Consider the following 15,595-nt stretch of genomic DNA (forward strand, 5'->3'; position numbering starts at 1 on the left):
AAGATATGGCGAAATTTAAAGATCATACTATCAGTGCAAAACATCTATTAGGCTACATTCCTGAGGCGCTGATATCAAATTTATCCCTCACGACCAAGATCGATCATTACGCGAAGGTTCTTCATGGTAATAAGCTATTCTATCTTCTGTTGTATGGTATCTTGGATAATGAAAAACTAAGTCAACGAACTTTGGAGGATACCTTCAATGATTCTGTATTCAAGGTACTTTTTAATCTGGATGAGGATGAACGGGTACGCAGAAGCTCCATTTCAGAGCGACTTTCTAAAATAGATCCAGATTATTTTAAGCAGATCTATGAATGCATTTACGATCAGTTCTCCAGTTTGTACTCCCTAACCGAAAGAGAGAAATATAATCTTATCCGTGTTGATAGCTCAATGGTTAGTGAAACGGTTGGTAAGTTAACCGAAGGGCTTGATAATAAAAGTGGTAAGAAAGCAGTGAAATATAGTATTGCCTTTGATGGAGTATTACCATGTCAATCCAATGTATTTACCTCCAAAGGCTATGCCAGTGAAGATCTTGCACTGCCTGAAGCAGTAATGGCGCATGTGAAGAAAAAAACCGATCATCAAAACATTTATGTGATGGATAGAGGTTTGCAATCAATCAGAAATATGAAAACATTTAGTTCCAATGCAATAACATTCATTTGCAGCTAAAGAAAATAAGAAATTCATTGAACTGGAGTCGTTTATCAAGGAGAATCAAGACTTGGATCTAGGTGAATCCAATCTATTAAAGGACTCTAAAGTTCAATTGTATACTGGTGTAGCGGTAAATAACAAAAAGGGGGATAAACATTTCAGAGAAGAACTAGTAGATAGTCCCTTTCGTCTTATTATTGTGGAAAGCAAGTCGGATGGCAAGAAATATTGGTTTTTGAGCAATGATTTTGATCTGTCTGCAAAGGAAATCGCTCAAGCATATAGGAGACGTTGGGATATAGAGGTATTTTTTAGGTTTCTAAAACAGGAACTCAATATGAGCCACCTCGTGTCTTTGAATAAGAACGGAATACAGGTAATGTTGTACATGACATTAATGGCAGCCATGTTGGTGCTGATATATAAAAAAGCAAACAAATTGACTTACAAAACAGCAAAAAGACGGTTCTCCATGGAAATAAGGGATCTTGCTATCGCATTAATAGTTGTCCAATGTGGGGGAGACCCTGGCTTATTTTTCAAAACATGAAAATGGTCGGAATTTCTTCCGACCATGACTGGGGTATCTTCCTCTTTTTTATTTCAATTCTTATTACTTCAATGTGTTCAATTCCTGCCATGTCCAGTTTTTGGTTCTTCCGGCAGTTTGCTCACGTACTTTTTTAACATCAGCAGCCTTTACTGTAGATGCTTTGTTACCAATATCATTACGAATATAACTGATTACTGACGCAATGTATTCGTCATTGTTGCTTCCAAGGGCAGGCATCACATCGGCATATGTTTTACCATTAACCGGACCTGATAAACCGTGAAGTAAAATACGTATTATTTTTTCAGGATCGCCATTCACATCTTTACTCGCTGCCAGTGGGGGAGCTGGCATATCTTTACCACCGTTAATTACACCTTTACCTTCTGCACCATGACAGGTAACGCAAAGCTGTTTAAAAATTAATGCACCATCGTTTATTAATTTCTGATCAGCAGCAGCCATTAGTTTTGAATTCTTTTCTGCAGTAGCTTTAGCCTCTATTTGTCTGTGATATTTCTTCTGAGACTCTGCAAGAACTATGTCTTCAGGATGATCCTTAATAATGTCGGCTATGATTTGTTGTGCTTTATCAGAATTATTAAACCTTAATGATAATCCAAGTTGTAAGCGAACATCAGCACTAAGATCATTTTTTAGGGCCCCAACTGCCAATACGAGACTTTCATCTCGTTTTCTTATTGGCTCCTCGCTAATCCATAATGCAGTTTTTCTTACCTCAGCATCTTTGTCTTTCAATGCAGCTAAGAGGGTAGATCTATCTAAAGCATCCAGACCGTTCATCGTCCACAGGGCGTGAATACGTGCCAGTTGCACAGGTGAGTTTAACGCCAGTTCTTTTAATGCAGGTACAACAGATTTATCTCCACGAACCACTATAAGTTTCTGAGCATTGTCTCGCCACCATCCGTTAGGATGCGAAAGGTACGGAATCAATTTATCACTGGTAAGGCTTAGCATATTTGGGACGGTCTTATCCCGCTTAATACCATCGTGAACCAATCTATAGATACGTCCTCGGCCAATATTTTTGTCGAATTGCTTTTGATCAATCTGGTTACGCAGGTAAGTTCCCTTTCTTGTCCAGTTACCTTCCTGAATAATTCCCCGGTACATGTCTACGATATACACACATCCATCAGGGCCCGTCACACTGTTTACAGGTCTGAAGTTCATGTCTGTAGAAGCAATGAATTCTTCTTTCTCGTACGCATTTTTTAGGGTTATTTTACCATTGGTGTTCGTAACCTTGGCTCTTCTGATGAGTCTGCCTACGGGTTCACAGATCAATAAATCTCCTTTCAGATCATCAGGTAATGAATTGCCTCTGAAAACAGACTGACCTGTACAAGCTGTAAAATGGTTTAGCGTGCTGTCTGGACGTAATCGGCCTAAACCTCCCTGGACATCTGGCGTAGAAATTACAGGCCAGACATCCTGAAATTTATCATTATACTGTTCGCCAAGGTCTAAATATCCAAAGTAGGGATTTTGTTGAAAGTTTACCGCAGGAGCTTCGCCACCTGCTGATGAAAAAAACAGTCTGCCGTAATTGTCATTCGCAAGACCCCACTGACCGCCTGAACCTTCATGCTGATTCTCAGGTTTTAATACACCATCCTCAAATTTATAACGAACGTTTTCTACAGTTACATAGATCTTATTGTCGAGATTCCATACTAAACCGCTTCGCTGATGCTCCAGATTACTTTTGTTTTCAGACTCATTTTTGAAAACCATTTTCTTTTCATCGGCCACGCCATCTCCATTGGTATCACGGTAGCTATAAATACTGTTGTCAAAAGTTTCGGCAACCAAAAGGCGATCATCAAGTGGAAGGATCATTCTTGGAAGTAGTAACTTATCAAGAAAAACTACCGATTTATCCATTTTCCCATCACCATTGGTATCTTCCAATCTTTTAATGGTACATACCGGTTTCATCTCATCTGTACCTTCAGCGTCCTGCATATAGGTATTCATCTCTGCAACATACATGCGTCCATTTCCGTCCCAGGCAATCGCTACAGGCTCATGAATCATCGGCTCGCTGGCTACAAGTTCGAGGTGGTACCCTTTAGGAAGATGGATGGTTTTAAGACTCTCCTGCGGTGTTAGATAAGCAGGAGAGGGGTTGGTGTTTACGATTACCTTTCCATTGGCGTCTCGTTGTAAAGTATTTTGAGATACTTTACAAGTATAAACGAGCATGGACAAGCCGAGCATGCCCAATACCCATTGTTTATTTGGTTTCATTGTGTATTTGGTTTTGTGTGTTTTGGGTTGAGGGTGTGTTTATTTTTTCACACCCAAAGCATATTTGATCCCCCCTAAAAGATGTTTAAGATAAAGTGGATCAGCATAAGATTCATCCGTATGACCTAGTTCAGTGTAGAAAGCGCGACCACCATCATATTCATGGTACCATGCCATTGGGTGTTTATCACCCATTTTTCCTTTACCGGCATCATAGCTTTTCTCATCAATAGAAATTAATACATTTAAGCTGTCGGCTACCCATTTGAAATTATACCATTCATCTTTTCTTTTCCAAACTTCCGGAAGGTGTTTTGTAGAGATATGGTTGCGGTTAGTTACATTTAAAGAAGCCTCTTGTTGACTTGGGTGACTAACAAAATAAGCGCCTACCAGTTTGCCATACCAAGGCCAGTCGTACTCAGTATCAGTAGCAGCATGTACACCTACAAAGTTTCCCCCACCTTGAATGTATTTCTCAAAAACAGCTTGCTGCGTATCATTTAATACATCACCGGTAGTATTAAAAAATACTACCGCCTTGTAATTCTTTAAATTATCTGCTGTGAACTTCTCCGAATTGGTTGTGGTATCAACATCAAAATTATTTTCTGCTCCTAATTTAATAATAGCTGTAGTTCCTACTGCAATTGCATCATGATGAAACCCAGCTGTTTTACAGAACACAAGAATTCTTGGGTTTTTCTTGGCAGAGGCTGATGAGGCACTAAACATGATCAATATTAATGACAGCATTGTTAATGCTTTTGCTAAAGAGTTGTTTCTAGTCGTAATTTTCATTTGTTTTTTGTTTTAATGGTATTAAAGGTAAAGGAATTTTAATTCTCTAAGTAACGGATAAAGTGTATTATTTAAGAGACAAGTTTTAGGGAAACATTAACAAAACTTACATTGGACTAGTTGGACGCACAGCTGTAAGTACAATTTGCCCTTTAAACATTTTCCCTCCATCGCCCGTTAACCTCAAATAATAATCTGATGAACAGGCGGTGCCGTCCTCATCCAGTGTTACAAATGATGATCCTTTAGGAATAAATGACGAATTTTCAGCAGTTTTCGCAATCTGGTTTCCTTCATCGTATTCGTCAAACATAGAGATGTATATTCCCTGGCAACCCACTCTTCTCATGTTATAGAACTGGCGCCACATAAAGTCTCCATGGGCACGCTGGCGACCGGATACTGGAAGATGGACTTTGATGATACCAAGGTAAAAATAGATTATAGTGAGTACCTGAACATTGTAAGCAGTAAAGGGGAAAAGGATAAGCGAAAAGTGAATGAGCTTACTAAGATCATACACCAGGGAAGCTTCTTGTCGAACGTAGAATACGATTGGTTAGATACCTTTAAATCTGACCTCTCAAACGAGATCATAGATACCTATTTACACTATGCAGTTACAATTAAAATTGCTGATGATCCAGAGTTCCTGATCAATCTGGCCAACTATGTATTCTATTTTGATCCGGTAAATGAAGAAGCGATGATCATAAAATGCAAAGCTCTGGTTCATTTAGGAAAGCACTCATTGGCCAAAACTAAATTTGAAACCTTTAACAAAGAGTATAAGGCTATATATGGCGAAGAGTTTAAACATAGTTTTCAGGAAATACTTGAGTAAACCTTAATTAATCTTCGGTTTTGTTTCTCAGTGTTGACGACCGAACAATCAGTTTTGGTTTTATACTTACAATCTTAGGGTTACTGTCTTTTTCTGAAGATTCTATTTCCTGAAAATATAGATTTGCAATTGTTTTGCCCATGCTAACACTGTACTGGTCTATTGTCGTAATAGAAGGACTGGTTATTTCAGTAAAGGCCTCATTTGAATAACCGCAAATACCTAGTTCCTCAGGAACCTTTAATCCCATCTTAGTGGCTACTTCCAAAACACCCAGAGCGGAGAAATCGGAAGTAGAAGCAAATATTGCATCGGGCGGTTCAGCAAGATTTAGTAATTCTTTAGTTGATTCAGCTCCCAGTTCTTTTGTCCACGCATTTTCCTTAATTAGCTCTGGTAACACCGAGACGTTGTATTTTTTTAAGGCAGCAAGATAACCTGCTTTCCTTTGTCTGAAAATATTCAGATTTTGCGGGCCTTCAAGAAGTGCAATTCTTTTATAACCCTGCTCAATTAAATGACTTACTGCGTCTATAGAAGCTTGCTCGTTATCGTTCAATACTTTAAAAGTGTCCAGATGTTCTGCTACCCTGTCAAACTGGATCAGCGGAATACCATGTTCCTTAATGGTTTGAAGGTGTTTGTCATCTTCAAAATCAGCACTAAGGGAAATTACGATACAACTCACATGCTGATTAATTAAGGTGTTTACACATTTAACCTCTCTTGCAGAAGATTCGTTTGATTGGCAAATTACCAGGTTATAACCTTTTTGATAGGTAACCTCCTCGATACCGGCAATCACATCAGCAAAGTAATTTTGATTGATGCGCGGAACAATAACCCCAATGGTCTGGTTATGGCCTTTCCTTAGGTTTGATGCCAGGCTATTTTGTTTGTAATTTAATTCCTTGGCGGTATCTAAAATTAGTTTCCGGGTTGCTTCACTAACATTGCTGTTATTACTTAAAGCCCTGGAAACAGAAGAAGCATTTAAATTCAGCTTCTTTGCAATATCATAAATCGTTGTCCTTTTCTGATTTTTCATCAGTATATCTTGTTTTTTATTTGGTTAATTGTTTGTTCATTGCTCTTTTTCCCAGCTTCCGTCATTTCGACAATAGGAGAGACGACGGGGTGCAACATCCATACCGACCCTATGCAATACTACAATTTATTAATCGAGTAAATATGATAAAATATTTTTATCGCAATCGATTGCTTAAATTAAATATTTTACTAATTTCGTTTTATCAAATACTAATATTTTAATTCAACCCAAATATATAAAGAAAACATGCTGCTATTAGGTATTGATGTAGGAACATCATCTGTCAAAGTTTCGGTGGTTGATGTTGCGTCCGGCGACATTCTTGCAAGTGCACAATATCCGGACAGTGAATCGGAGATTATTTCCCTCAAATCAGGTTGGGCAGAGCAGTCACCAGATATGTGGTGGGAACATGTTCAGCAAGCCATACTAAACTGTAACAGTAAGGGCAAATACAATCCGTTAGACATTTCGGCCATTGGTATAGCTTATCAGATGCATGGGCTTGTTATTGTAGATGAAGCGCAAAACAGCCTGAGAAACAGTATTATATGGTGCGACAGCAGAGCTGTAGAAACCGGAGAAGAAGCATTTAACGCTTTAGGAAAAGAACAGGTTTTGAGCCGTATGCTTAACTCGCCTGGTAATTTTACCGCCTCAAAACTGGCCTGGGTTAAAAAGAACGAACCCGAAACCTATAGTAAAGTATCAAAGATGATGCTGCCTGGAGATTTTATTGCGATGAAACTTACCGGAGAGGTTACTACCAGTAATTCTGCCTTATCAGAAGGAATACTTTGGGACTTTAAAGCCAACGGAATTTCTACTGATATTATGAGCCAGTTTGGTTTTTCTTCAAGCATTATTCCTGAGATAAAACCTGTGTTTTGTGAACATGGACGGGTAAAGAAATCGATTGCCGAAAAGCTAGGTTTAAAGGCAGGTATTCCAGTTGCTTATAAAGCAGGAGATCAGCCAAACAATGCCCTTTCATTAAATGTAACGCAACCAGGAGAAGTAGCGGCAACAGCAGGAACATCAGGTGTTATTTATGGCGTTACTGACCAGTTACTTTACGATAAACAATCACGTGTAAATACATTTGCGCACGTAAATCACACCGCTCAGGATCAACGTTTAGGCGTTTTGCTTTGCATCAACGGTACAGGAAGTATGAACCGATGGGCTAAAAGCTTAATGGGGTCGTCAATAGACTACGTTGCCATGAATAATGCAGCAAGTAAAATCGCTGCCGGAAGCAACGGACTCTATGTTCTTCCTTTTGGCAATGGCGCAGAGCGCATGCTAAATAATAAACTTGTAGGCGCACATTTACAACAAATAGACCTTAACCTGCATACACAGGCACATATATTCCGCGCAGTACAAGAAGGAATTGCATTCTCATTCCGTTATGGATTAGATATCCTTAGAGAAAACGGAATGCAGCCATCAGTAATCAGAGCAGGCAGGTCAAATCTTTTTATGAGTGATATTTTCTCTCAAACCTTTGTAAACGTAACAGGTGTGCCGGTAGAACTTTATGAAAACGACGGTAGTTATGGTGCTGCTGTAGGGGCTGGTATTGGTGCAAACATCTTTAAAACTGTTAGCGAAGCATTTAGCAATAAAAAGCCTGTTAAGCTGGTAGAACCAACAAATGAAACACTAGAGGATGAATATCAAACCTGGAAAAAACTTCTTGAACAACAATTAGAATCATTAAATAAATAGAAAATCAACATGAGCGTAAACACTTTGAATAACGAATTTTTTAAAAATATCGGTAAGGTTAACTTTGAGGGACGTGAAAGCGACAATCCTCTGGCATTTAAATGGTATGATCCTGAAAGGATTGTCGCTGGGAAAACACTTAAAGATCACCTTCGTTTTGCCGGCGCTTACTGGCATTCATTCTGTGGTAACGGTGCCGATCCTTTTGGCGAAGCAAGCCACATTTTTCCGTGGAACCAAAAAAGCGATCCTGTAGAACGTGCTAAAGATAAAATGGATGCAGCATTTGAGTTTTTAACCAAACTAAATATCCCATATTACTGCTTCCATGATGTAGATATGGTAGATTACGGTAACGACATCAAAGAAAACGAAAGAAGACTGCAGGCTTTGGTAGATTATGCTCGTCAGAAACAAGACGAAACAGGCGTAAAATTATTATGGGGTACTGCAAATTTGTTCTCGCACAGAAGATATATGAACGGTGCGGCAACAAATCCTGATTTTCACGTACTAACGCACGGTGCTGCCCAGGTAAAAGCCGCCCTTGATGCAACTATTGCATTAGGTGGGGAGAATTATGTGTTCTGGGGTGGTCGCGAAGGATATATGTCGCTATTAAATACCGACATGAAGAGAGAGCAGGAACATCTTGCACGTTTCCTGCATACCGCAAAAGATTATGCCAGAAAGAATGGATTTAAAGGTACGTTCTTAATTGAACCAAAACCATGTGAGCCTACTAAACATCAATACGATTATGATGCAGCAACGGTTTTCGGTTTCCTTCAAAAATATGATCTTCTAGGCGATTTTAAATTAAACCTTGAAGTAAACCATGCAACCCTTGCCGGTCATACCTTCCAGCACGAATTACAAGTAGCTGCAGATGCAGGTCTTCTTGGATCTATTGATGCAAACCGTGGAGATTATCAAAATGGCTGGGATACAGATCAATTCCCAAATAACATTAACGAATTGGTAGAGTCTATGCTGATCATTCTTGAGGCAGGTGGCTTTAGTCGTGGTGGAATAAACTTTGATGCCAAAATCCGTAGAAATTCAACTGATCAGGCGGATTTGTTCTATGCACATATTGGTGGTATGGATATGTTTGCCCGCGCACTTATCGTTGCTGATGATATCCTTCAAAACTCTGACTATAAAAAAATCAGAACAGAAAGATATGCATCTTTCGATAACGGTAAGGGAAAAGAATTTGAAAATGGTAATTTAAGTCTTGAAGACTTACGCGATTATGCAATCCAGAATGGCGAACCACAAACACTAAGCGGCAGACAAGAATTCCTTGAAAACTTAATCAACAGACACATTTAAATTCAGCCATTAACCGGAATTTATGAAAACACTGGGCGCATTAGACTATGCAGTTTTCCTGATTTATTTTCTGATCGTTGCGTTTTACGGATGGTGGGTTTATAGACAAAAAAAGGCTCATAAGGAGAACTCTAAAGATTTCTTTTTGGCCAAAGACTCACTTACCTGGTGGGCAATAGGGGCTTCCCTTATTGCCTCCAATATTTCTGCAGAGCAGTTTATTGGAATGAGCGGATCAGGATTTAAGATGGGACTGGCAATTGCTACCTATGAATGGATGGCAGCTGTTACCTTGATAATTGTGGCGGTATTTTTTATACCGGTATACCTTAAAAATAAGATATACACCATGCCGCAGTTCTTAAATCAGCGTTACAATGGTACTGTAGCAATGATCATGGCCATTTTCTGGTTGTTACTATATGTAGTAGTAAACTTAACCTCTATACTTTATTTAGGGGCTCTGGCAATCCACAGCATATCAGGAATTAACCTTACGGCGTGTATGTATCTGCTGGCTATTTTCTCCATCATCATTACACTTGGTGGAATGAAAGTAATTGGTTATACAGATGTAATTCAGGTGTTTTTTCTTATCCTGGGTGGTTTAGCAACTACCTATCTGGCATTAGAACTGGTCGCTACGCATTTCGGTTCAAGTGGGGTAATGAAAGGTTTTAGTCTGTTAAAGGTCCACGCGGAAGAGCATTTTCACATGATCTTTAAGAAAGATAATGAGAATTATCTCGATTTGCCGGGCTTAACTGTATTAATTGGTGGTATGTGGATTGTAAACCTTAACTATTGGGGTTGCAATCAGTACATCACTCAGAGAGCACTTGGAGCTGATCTTAAAACAGCAAGAAATGGGCTTCTTTTTGCATCTTTCTTAAAATTACTGATGCCGGTTATCGTGGTACTTCCAGGTATTGCAGCGTTTGTATTGTACAAAGAAGGGTATGGTGATTTTAAAACAGATATGATACAAGGCGGAGAGGTGTCTCCAGATAGTGCTTATCCTGTGCTTTTAAATCTTCTTCCTGCCGGACTAAAGGGATTGTCGTTTGCCGCATTAACCGCTGCGGTAGTCGCTTCCCTTGCTGGTAAAGCAAATAGTATTGCAACCATTTTTACGCTTGATATTTACAAGAAAGTAATCAATAAAACAGCGAATGAAGACAAACAGGTAGTAATTGGACGGATTACCGTTATCCTTGCAATGCTTGTGGCCATCATCATTTCTCCATTACTTGGTATCGATAAAAAAGGTGGCTTTCAGTTTATTCAGGAGTATACCGGATTTTTCTCGCCAGGTATTTTTGCCATGTTTATCCTTGGTTTCTTCTGGAAAAAGACAACCTCAAATGCAGCGTTATTTGCAACAGTTGGAGGTTTTGCGCTTTCGGTGATATTCAAATTCCTTCCAAATGTTATGAACCTGGAATTCCTCAGTTCAACAGGCTTTTCAAAGTTGGTGCAACAGAGAGATGGGAGTATGCTTTATGAAATACCATTTCTAGACCGCATGGGTTTTGTATTTATCATTTGTCTTGTCGTGATGTATGTAATTAGCATCATAGAAACCAGAAGAGGGGTACTAACAAATGGACTTGAAATAGAAAAAGAAATGTTTAGAACTAATAGGGCATTTACAGTTGGTGCAATCATTGTTTGCGGGCTGATTGTAGCACTATATACAATTTACTGGTAAGTTAGGTTTACCCAGTTTAGGTTAGGACGGTGGGCTGGTTACCTATCGTCCTCTTTTATAAACCGGAGCGTAAAATCCATCCATAGGAACGTGGATGGGATGTAAGCGACAGACACTGATCTTGAGCTATACTGACAAATCAATGCCTTGAAGTTCAAGTATGTCTATCAGTTTACCGCTGATATGAAGGTGATTGAAAAAGTTACTGATTTGAAGGGGCGATAAAAAGATCAGATTTTGAGTTCTTCCGGATTTGTTCCATTGAGGTCTATGGGGTGCTTTCTGTAATATGTAAGGCACTCAGTTAACTCAGAAAGGTCATAGTCGTCTGATAAGTTTTCGGCAAAACTTTTAATAATATGCTTAATAGGCGAATCTCCCTGAGCGTTTACCTTAAAAAAGGAGAGGGCAAGAAGAAATGTACATAGTATTCTAGTTGTGGCTGACATAAACTTGTCTAACCACATTAATTATTTTCGAAATAAAAAATAATTAAGCGGATAAATGAAAATAAATGCCGATAATTAAATCTGGTCGTTCAACTTCAGTAAGAAATCTTTTAATTTCTCAAGCGAGTCAATGATTTTTTGATTTTCTTTAACCTCAGATGTATTGTTTTTTAGATGATCTTTTGCACCCTTTAAAGTGAAACCTTTATCTTCTACCAGATGAAAAATGATCTTTAAATTTTCAATATCTTCCGGAGTAAAAAGACGGTTTCCTTTTTTGTTTTTTTTAGGTTGCAATACGTCAAATTCCTTTTCGTAAAATCGGATTTGGGATGCATTTACACCAAACATTTCGGTTACCTCACCCATCGTATAGTACATTTTATTAATTTCCCGTTCTTTGTAAGGCATACTTTAGTGTTGATTATTAGTGTTTTATAGCTTTTATTTAAAGTATTCAAATGTAGTGGGATTTTAGTAGAATCCAACAATAAAATTTTAATTTTCCTCGATAGAGGTTATTTTTTTATCTAAGTTTGTTCCACTAATCAAGAGAAGGATGACAGCTAAGGAAATCAGACAGGCATACTTAAAATTTTTCGAATCAAAACAACACCATATTGTTTCATCGGCACCTATTGTAGTTAAAAACGACCCCACATTAATGTTTACTAATGCGGGAATGAATCAGTTTAAAGATTTGTTTTTAGGAGAGGCCCCAATAAAATACCCAAGAGTAACTGATACCCAACGTTGTTTGCGCGTATCTGGAAAACATAATGATTTGGAAGAAGTAGGGATAGATACCTACCACCATACCATGTTCGAAATGCTTGGAAACTGGAGCTTTGGCGATTATTTTAAGAAAGAAGCCATTGCCTGGAGTTGGGAGCTGTTGACCGAGGTTTATAAAATTCCAAAAGATAAATTATATGTTTCCATTTTTGAAGGAGACGAAAAAGAAGGTTTGCCAAGGGATACTGAGGCTTATGAGCTTTGGAAGCAATATGTTCCTGAAGACCGTATTATTTTAGGTAATAAAAAGGACAATTTTTGGGAAATGGGCGATACGGGCCCATGTGGTCCATGCTCTGAAATCCATGTTGATTGCAGATCGGACGAGGAGCGTAAAGCTGTTGAAGGTAAATCACTGGTAAATGCCGACCATGCTCAGGTTATTGAGATATGGAACAATGTATTTATGCAGTTTAACCGTTTAAAAGATGGTTCATTGCAGCCGCTTCCAGCCCAACATGTAGATACTGGGATGGGTTTTGAGCGTTTAGTTCGTGTATTGCAAGAGAAATCTTCAAACTATGATACCGATGTTTTTCAACCCTTAATTCAATTCATAGCCAAGCATGCGGGGATTGATTATGGTGTAGATGAAAAAACGGATATCGCTATGCGTGTGATGGCTGATCATATTCGTGCCATTTCATTTGTAATTGCCGATGGGCAATTGCCTTCTAATAATAAAGCCGGCTATGTGATCCGCCGTATTTTGCGTCGCGCAGTGAGGTATGCATATACTTTCCTTAACCTTAAAGATCCGTTTTTAAATCAGCTGGTGCCTGTGTTGGCTGAGCAATTTAAAGGCGTTTTTGATGAGCTTTCGATGCAGCAGGATTTTGTACAGAAGGTGGTTTTAGAAGAAGAGATTTCTTTTTTAAGAACTTTAGCTACAGGTATCCAACGCTTTGATAATTATACTAAAAAGCAAGGCGAAGTATTAATGGCAGAGAATGCTATTGAGCTTGAAAAGAGATTTGATGATCCATGGGTTCACAGCATATTGAAAGACCAGATGGTAATTTCAGGTGAGTTTGCTTTTGAGCTTAATGACACCTACGGATTTCCGATAGATTTAACTGAATTGATGGCCAGAGAACAACGCTGGACTGTTGATATGGAAGAATATAACAAGGCGCTTTTAAAGCAAAAAGAGCGTTCTCGTGCAGCTACTGCGGTTGATACCGGCGATTGGGTTTTGGTAAATCCTGATCTTGAGGTTGAATTTGTGGGATATGACGATTCTGAGGCTGAAACTGAGATTGTAAAGTACCGTAAGGTTAGTGCAAAAGGTAAGGATCAATATCAGATTGTGTTGAGTAAAACACCTTTTTATGCTGAAAGTGGCGGGCAAGTAGGTGATACAGGTCGTTTAGAAGATCATAGTCGTCTTTTCTTTGTTGAAATAACCGATACCAAGAAAGAAAACGGGGTAATTGTCCATTATGCTGATACTTTACCTGAAGATCTTGACGGTCAGTTTTGGGCTGTTATTGATGAGGATAAACGTTTACTATCTCAGGATAACCACAGTGCTACGCATTTGTTGCATGCTGCGTTGAAGAAAGTATTAGGATCGCACGTGAATCAAAAAGGTTCGCTGGTGAACCCTGATTACCTACGTTTCGACTTTTCGCATTTTGCAAAAGTTACTGATGAGGAATTGGCGCAGATTGAACACCTGGTTAATCAGAAAGTAAGAGAAAATATTCCTTTAAAGGAGCAAAGATACGTTCCATATGATCAGGCCATTTCGAGCGGGGTAACTGCTTTATTTGGTGAGAAGTATGGAGATTTAGTACGCATCATCACTTTTGATGATCACTATTCTAAAGAGCTTTGTGGTGGTACGCATGTACAGGCAACAGGCCAGATCGGTTATTTTAAAATCACATCTGAAAGTGCTGTTGCTGCCGGTGTAAGGAGAATAGAGGCAATTACAGCAGATAAGGCTGAGGCATTTATTTTGGACCAGAATAAAGAGTTAAATGAGCTTAGATCATTATTAAAAGGAAATAAGGACCTTAAAGCTGCTGTTGCTGCACTTATCGAAGAAAACGCAAAGCTTAAAAAGGATGCTGATAAGGCCGTAGGTGAACAAGCTGCAAATCTTAAGCATGAAATTGTACATCACCTTAAGACCATTAATGGAATTAATCTGATCGCAACTCATGTTGATTTGCCAAATGCCGAAGCAGTTAAAAACTTAGCATTTTCAGTTAAGGATTTGGTTGATGATCTGTTCCTTGTGTTTACTACCTTAATTGATGATAAACCGGGAATTACTGTAATGCTATCGGAGAATTTGGTTAAAGATAAGGGCCTTAATGCTTCTAATATAGTTAGAGAATTAGCAAAACATATACAAGGCGGCGGCGGCGGACAGCCTTTCTACGCTACTGCCGGAGGAAAGAATAAAGACGGTCTAGCTGCTGTTTTAATTAAAGCTGAATCATTGATCAGTTAGTTATTTAAAACCCTCGTCATCTCGATGATAGGAGAGATGACGAGGGCTCTAGAACATTTACTTAGAATGCTCGCTTTGGATCGACAGTTTTAGTTCACTCGCTTTACTTAGAATCGACTTTCTGCGAAAAGGCCTGGGAAATTTTTGCCCATTTAGCGAAGCGGGCAAAAGATTTCAGTCTTAGCGTAGAAGGGTTATTTTACCGTTAATTTTTTAATCGGCTCCAGTACCACTTTTCTAAACTCAACTTCAGAACCCTCTGCCTGCAATGCAATATTGCCGCCACTCACAGTGCAATTGGTTCCATGGTTTACAAAAACGTCATTAACCCATACTTTTACCTGATCACCCAAACATTCGATAACCATTTTATTCCATTCACCTACAGGCTTTTCAACATCCTGAACCAGTCTTTTAATTCTTCTAAGCTTATCGCCGTTAACGCCCCAGTTTTCTTTTGGACCGCGTCTTGTTTCCATATCAGGGACAGTAATGTCTTCCTGGATGCACCAAAAATCGCCGGCCATGGTATGCTGCATTTGTACTTCTATCGATTTTGGGAACATATCGTAAAGTGCCCTCGGTGTAGAGGCATGTACAAGTACGCCACAATTGCCCGGTTTGGCGGCAAAACGATATTGTACTTCCAAACGGTAATTTTTATAAGTAGCATCGGTAATCAGGTGACCTCCGGGAGTTCCCAAACTTACCAATAAGCCATTGCGAATAATAAAAGGCATCCGGGCATTGGAATCTTTGTCCATTTCAGGAACATCGGCATGCCATCCGGTTAGGTCTTTGCCATTAAATAAGCTCTTTGATTGAGCAAATGAGGCAGCTGAGCTTAAAATTAAGGCCAGCGCCAAAAGTGATTTGGTTAGGTTTTTTTTCATGTTTATTGTAATAC

Annotated in this window: 14 protein-coding genes; 7 read left to right on the forward strand and 7 right to left on the reverse strand. The window is 39.0% G+C overall.

Features of this window, described 5'->3' with window-relative positions; translation table 11 throughout:
* Positions 1-5: 5 nt before the first annotated feature.
* Positions 6-686 (forward strand): transposase, encoded by a 681-nt coding sequence (locus tag AC6CH7_RS23660; protein ID WP_498265058.1) that lies wholly within the window; start codon positions 6-8, stop codon positions 684-686.
* A 52-nt stretch (positions 687-738) separates the two neighbouring features.
* Positions 739-1,221: a transposase gene (locus AC6CH7_RS23665; protein WP_498265059.1), complete on the forward strand. Its 483-nt coding sequence runs from the start codon at positions 739-741 to the stop codon at positions 1,219-1,221.
* 63 nt (positions 1,222-1,284) lie between these two features.
* On the opposite strand, the gene AC6CH7_RS23670 is transcribed toward AC6CH7_RS23665, so the two are convergent.
* From AC6CH7_RS23670 to AC6CH7_RS23680, 3 genes are all read right to left on the reverse strand, one after another.
* On the reverse strand, positions 1,285-3,501 hold the full coding sequence (locus tag AC6CH7_RS23670) for a DUF7133 domain-containing protein (protein WP_498265060.1): 2,217 nt from the start codon (positions 3,499-3,501) through the stop codon (positions 1,285-1,287).
* Between the two features lie 39 nt (positions 3,502-3,540).
* The gene (locus AC6CH7_RS23675; RefSeq protein ID WP_498265061.1) at positions 3,541-4,302 is read right to left on the reverse strand and encodes a ThuA domain-containing protein; all 762 of its coding nucleotides are present in this window, start codon (positions 4,300-4,302) and stop codon (positions 3,541-3,543) included.
* 106 nt (positions 4,303-4,408) lie between these two features.
* On the reverse strand, positions 4,409-4,651 hold the full coding sequence (locus AC6CH7_RS23680; RefSeq protein ID WP_498265062.1) for a hypothetical protein: 243 nt from the start codon (positions 4,649-4,651) through the stop codon (positions 4,409-4,411).
* A gap of 30 nt (positions 4,652-4,681) precedes the next feature.
* On the opposite strand from AC6CH7_RS23680, the gene AC6CH7_RS23685 reads away from it, so the two are divergent.
* Complete coding sequence (locus AC6CH7_RS23685; protein ID WP_498265063.1) at positions 4,682-5,146, forward strand: hypothetical protein; 465 nt, start codon at positions 4,682-4,684, stop codon at positions 5,144-5,146.
* Between the two features lie 7 nt (positions 5,147-5,153).
* On the opposite strand, the gene AC6CH7_RS23690 is transcribed toward AC6CH7_RS23685, so the two are convergent.
* Positions 5,154-6,194, reverse strand: a complete 1,041-nt coding sequence (locus tag AC6CH7_RS23690) for a LacI family DNA-binding transcriptional regulator (protein WP_498265064.1) — start codon at positions 6,192-6,194, stop codon at positions 5,154-5,156.
* 249 nt (positions 6,195-6,443) lie between these two features.
* Between AC6CH7_RS23690 and AC6CH7_RS23695 the strand changes: the two genes are divergently transcribed.
* Genes AC6CH7_RS23695 through AC6CH7_RS23705 form a run of 3 tightly spaced genes read left to right on the forward strand, consistent with a single transcriptional unit; the run spans position 6,444 to position 10,980 of the window.
* Positions 6,444-7,931, forward strand: coding sequence for a xylulokinase (locus AC6CH7_RS23695; RefSeq protein ID WP_498265065.1), 1,488 nt, complete (start codon positions 6,444-6,446; stop codon positions 7,929-7,931).
* 9 nt (positions 7,932-7,940) lie between these two features.
* Complete coding sequence (gene xylA / locus AC6CH7_RS23700) at positions 7,941-9,269, forward strand: xylose isomerase (protein WP_498265066.1); 1,329 nt, start codon at positions 7,941-7,943, stop codon at positions 9,267-9,269.
* A 22-nt stretch (positions 9,270-9,291) separates the two neighbouring features.
* Positions 9,292-10,980 (forward strand): sodium/sugar symporter, encoded by a 1,689-nt coding sequence (locus AC6CH7_RS23705; RefSeq protein WP_294875237.1) that lies wholly within the window; start codon positions 9,292-9,294, stop codon positions 10,978-10,980.
* A gap of 230 nt (positions 10,981-11,210) precedes the next feature.
* Here AC6CH7_RS23705 and AC6CH7_RS23710 read toward each other — a convergent pair whose 3' ends face one another.
* Positions 11,211-11,429 carry a hypothetical protein gene (locus tag AC6CH7_RS23710; protein ID WP_498265067.1) on the reverse strand — a complete coding sequence of 73 codons (219 nt, stop codon included), beginning with the start codon at positions 11,427-11,429 and terminating at the stop codon, positions 11,211-11,213.
* A 75-nt stretch (positions 11,430-11,504) separates the two neighbouring features.
* Entirely contained in the window at positions 11,505-11,840 is a 336-nt protein-coding gene (locus tag AC6CH7_RS23715; protein ID WP_048906117.1) for a MerR family transcriptional regulator, read from the reverse strand.
* A gap of 148 nt (positions 11,841-11,988) precedes the next feature.
* On the opposite strand from AC6CH7_RS23715, the gene alaS reads away from it, so the two are divergent.
* A complete protein-coding gene (gene alaS, locus AC6CH7_RS23720; protein ID WP_498265068.1) occupies positions 11,989-14,688 on the forward strand; it encodes an alanine--tRNA ligase in 2,700 nt (899 codons plus the stop codon).
* A gap of 194 nt (positions 14,689-14,882) precedes the next feature.
* On the opposite strand, the gene AC6CH7_RS23725 is transcribed toward alaS, so the two are convergent.
* On the reverse strand, positions 14,883-15,581 hold the full coding sequence (locus AC6CH7_RS23725; protein ID WP_498265069.1) for a 3-keto-disaccharide hydrolase: 699 nt from the start codon (positions 15,579-15,581) through the stop codon (positions 14,883-14,885).
* Positions 15,582-15,595 lie beyond the last annotated feature (14 nt).

The organism is Pedobacter sp. GQ55, from assembly GCF_059758925.1.

What these genes read in the sequence shown, in the direction of transcription:
- AC6CH7_RS23660 (WP_498265058.1), top strand. Translation starts at nt 6, where the DNA reads ATGGCGAAATTTAAAGATCATACTATCAGTGCAAAACATCTATTAGGC.
- AC6CH7_RS23695 (WP_498265065.1), top strand. Translation starts at nt 6,444, where the DNA reads ATGCTGCTATTAGGTATTGATGTAGGAACATCATCTGTCAAAGTTTCG.
- AC6CH7_RS23680 (WP_498265062.1), bottom strand. Translation starts at nt 4,651, where the DNA reads ATGAGAAGAGTGGGTTGCCAGGGAATATACATCTCTATGTTTGACGAA.
- AC6CH7_RS23715 (WP_048906117.1), bottom strand. Translation starts at nt 11,840, where the DNA reads ATGCCTTACAAAGAACGGGAAATTAATAAAATGTACTATACGATGGGT.
- AC6CH7_RS23675 (WP_498265061.1), bottom strand. Translation starts at nt 4,302, where the DNA reads ATGAAAATTACGACTAGAAACAACTCTTTAGCAAAAGCATTAACAATG.
- AC6CH7_RS23670 (WP_498265060.1), bottom strand. Translation starts at nt 3,501, where the DNA reads ATGAAACCAAATAAACAATGGGTATTGGGCATGCTCGGCTTGTCCATG.
- alaS (WP_498265068.1), top strand. Translation starts at nt 11,989, where the DNA reads ATGACAGCTAAGGAAATCAGACAGGCATACTTAAAATTTTTCGAATCA.
- AC6CH7_RS23705 (WP_294875237.1), top strand. Translation starts at nt 9,292, where the DNA reads ATGAAAACACTGGGCGCATTAGACTATGCAGTTTTCCTGATTTATTTT.
- AC6CH7_RS23690 (WP_498265064.1), bottom strand. Translation starts at nt 6,194, where the DNA reads ATGAAAAATCAGAAAAGGACAACGATTTATGATATTGCAAAGAAGCTG.
- AC6CH7_RS23685 (WP_498265063.1), top strand. Translation starts at nt 4,682, where the DNA reads ATGGGCACGCTGGCGACCGGATACTGGAAGATGGACTTTGATGATACC.
- AC6CH7_RS23710 (WP_498265067.1), bottom strand. Translation starts at nt 11,429, where the DNA reads ATGTCAGCCACAACTAGAATACTATGTACATTTCTTCTTGCCCTCTCC.
- xylA (WP_498265066.1), top strand. Translation starts at nt 7,941, where the DNA reads ATGAGCGTAAACACTTTGAATAACGAATTTTTTAAAAATATCGGTAAG.
- AC6CH7_RS23725 (WP_498265069.1), bottom strand. Translation starts at nt 15,581, where the DNA reads ATGAAAAAAAACCTAACCAAATCACTTTTGGCGCTGGCCTTAATTTTA.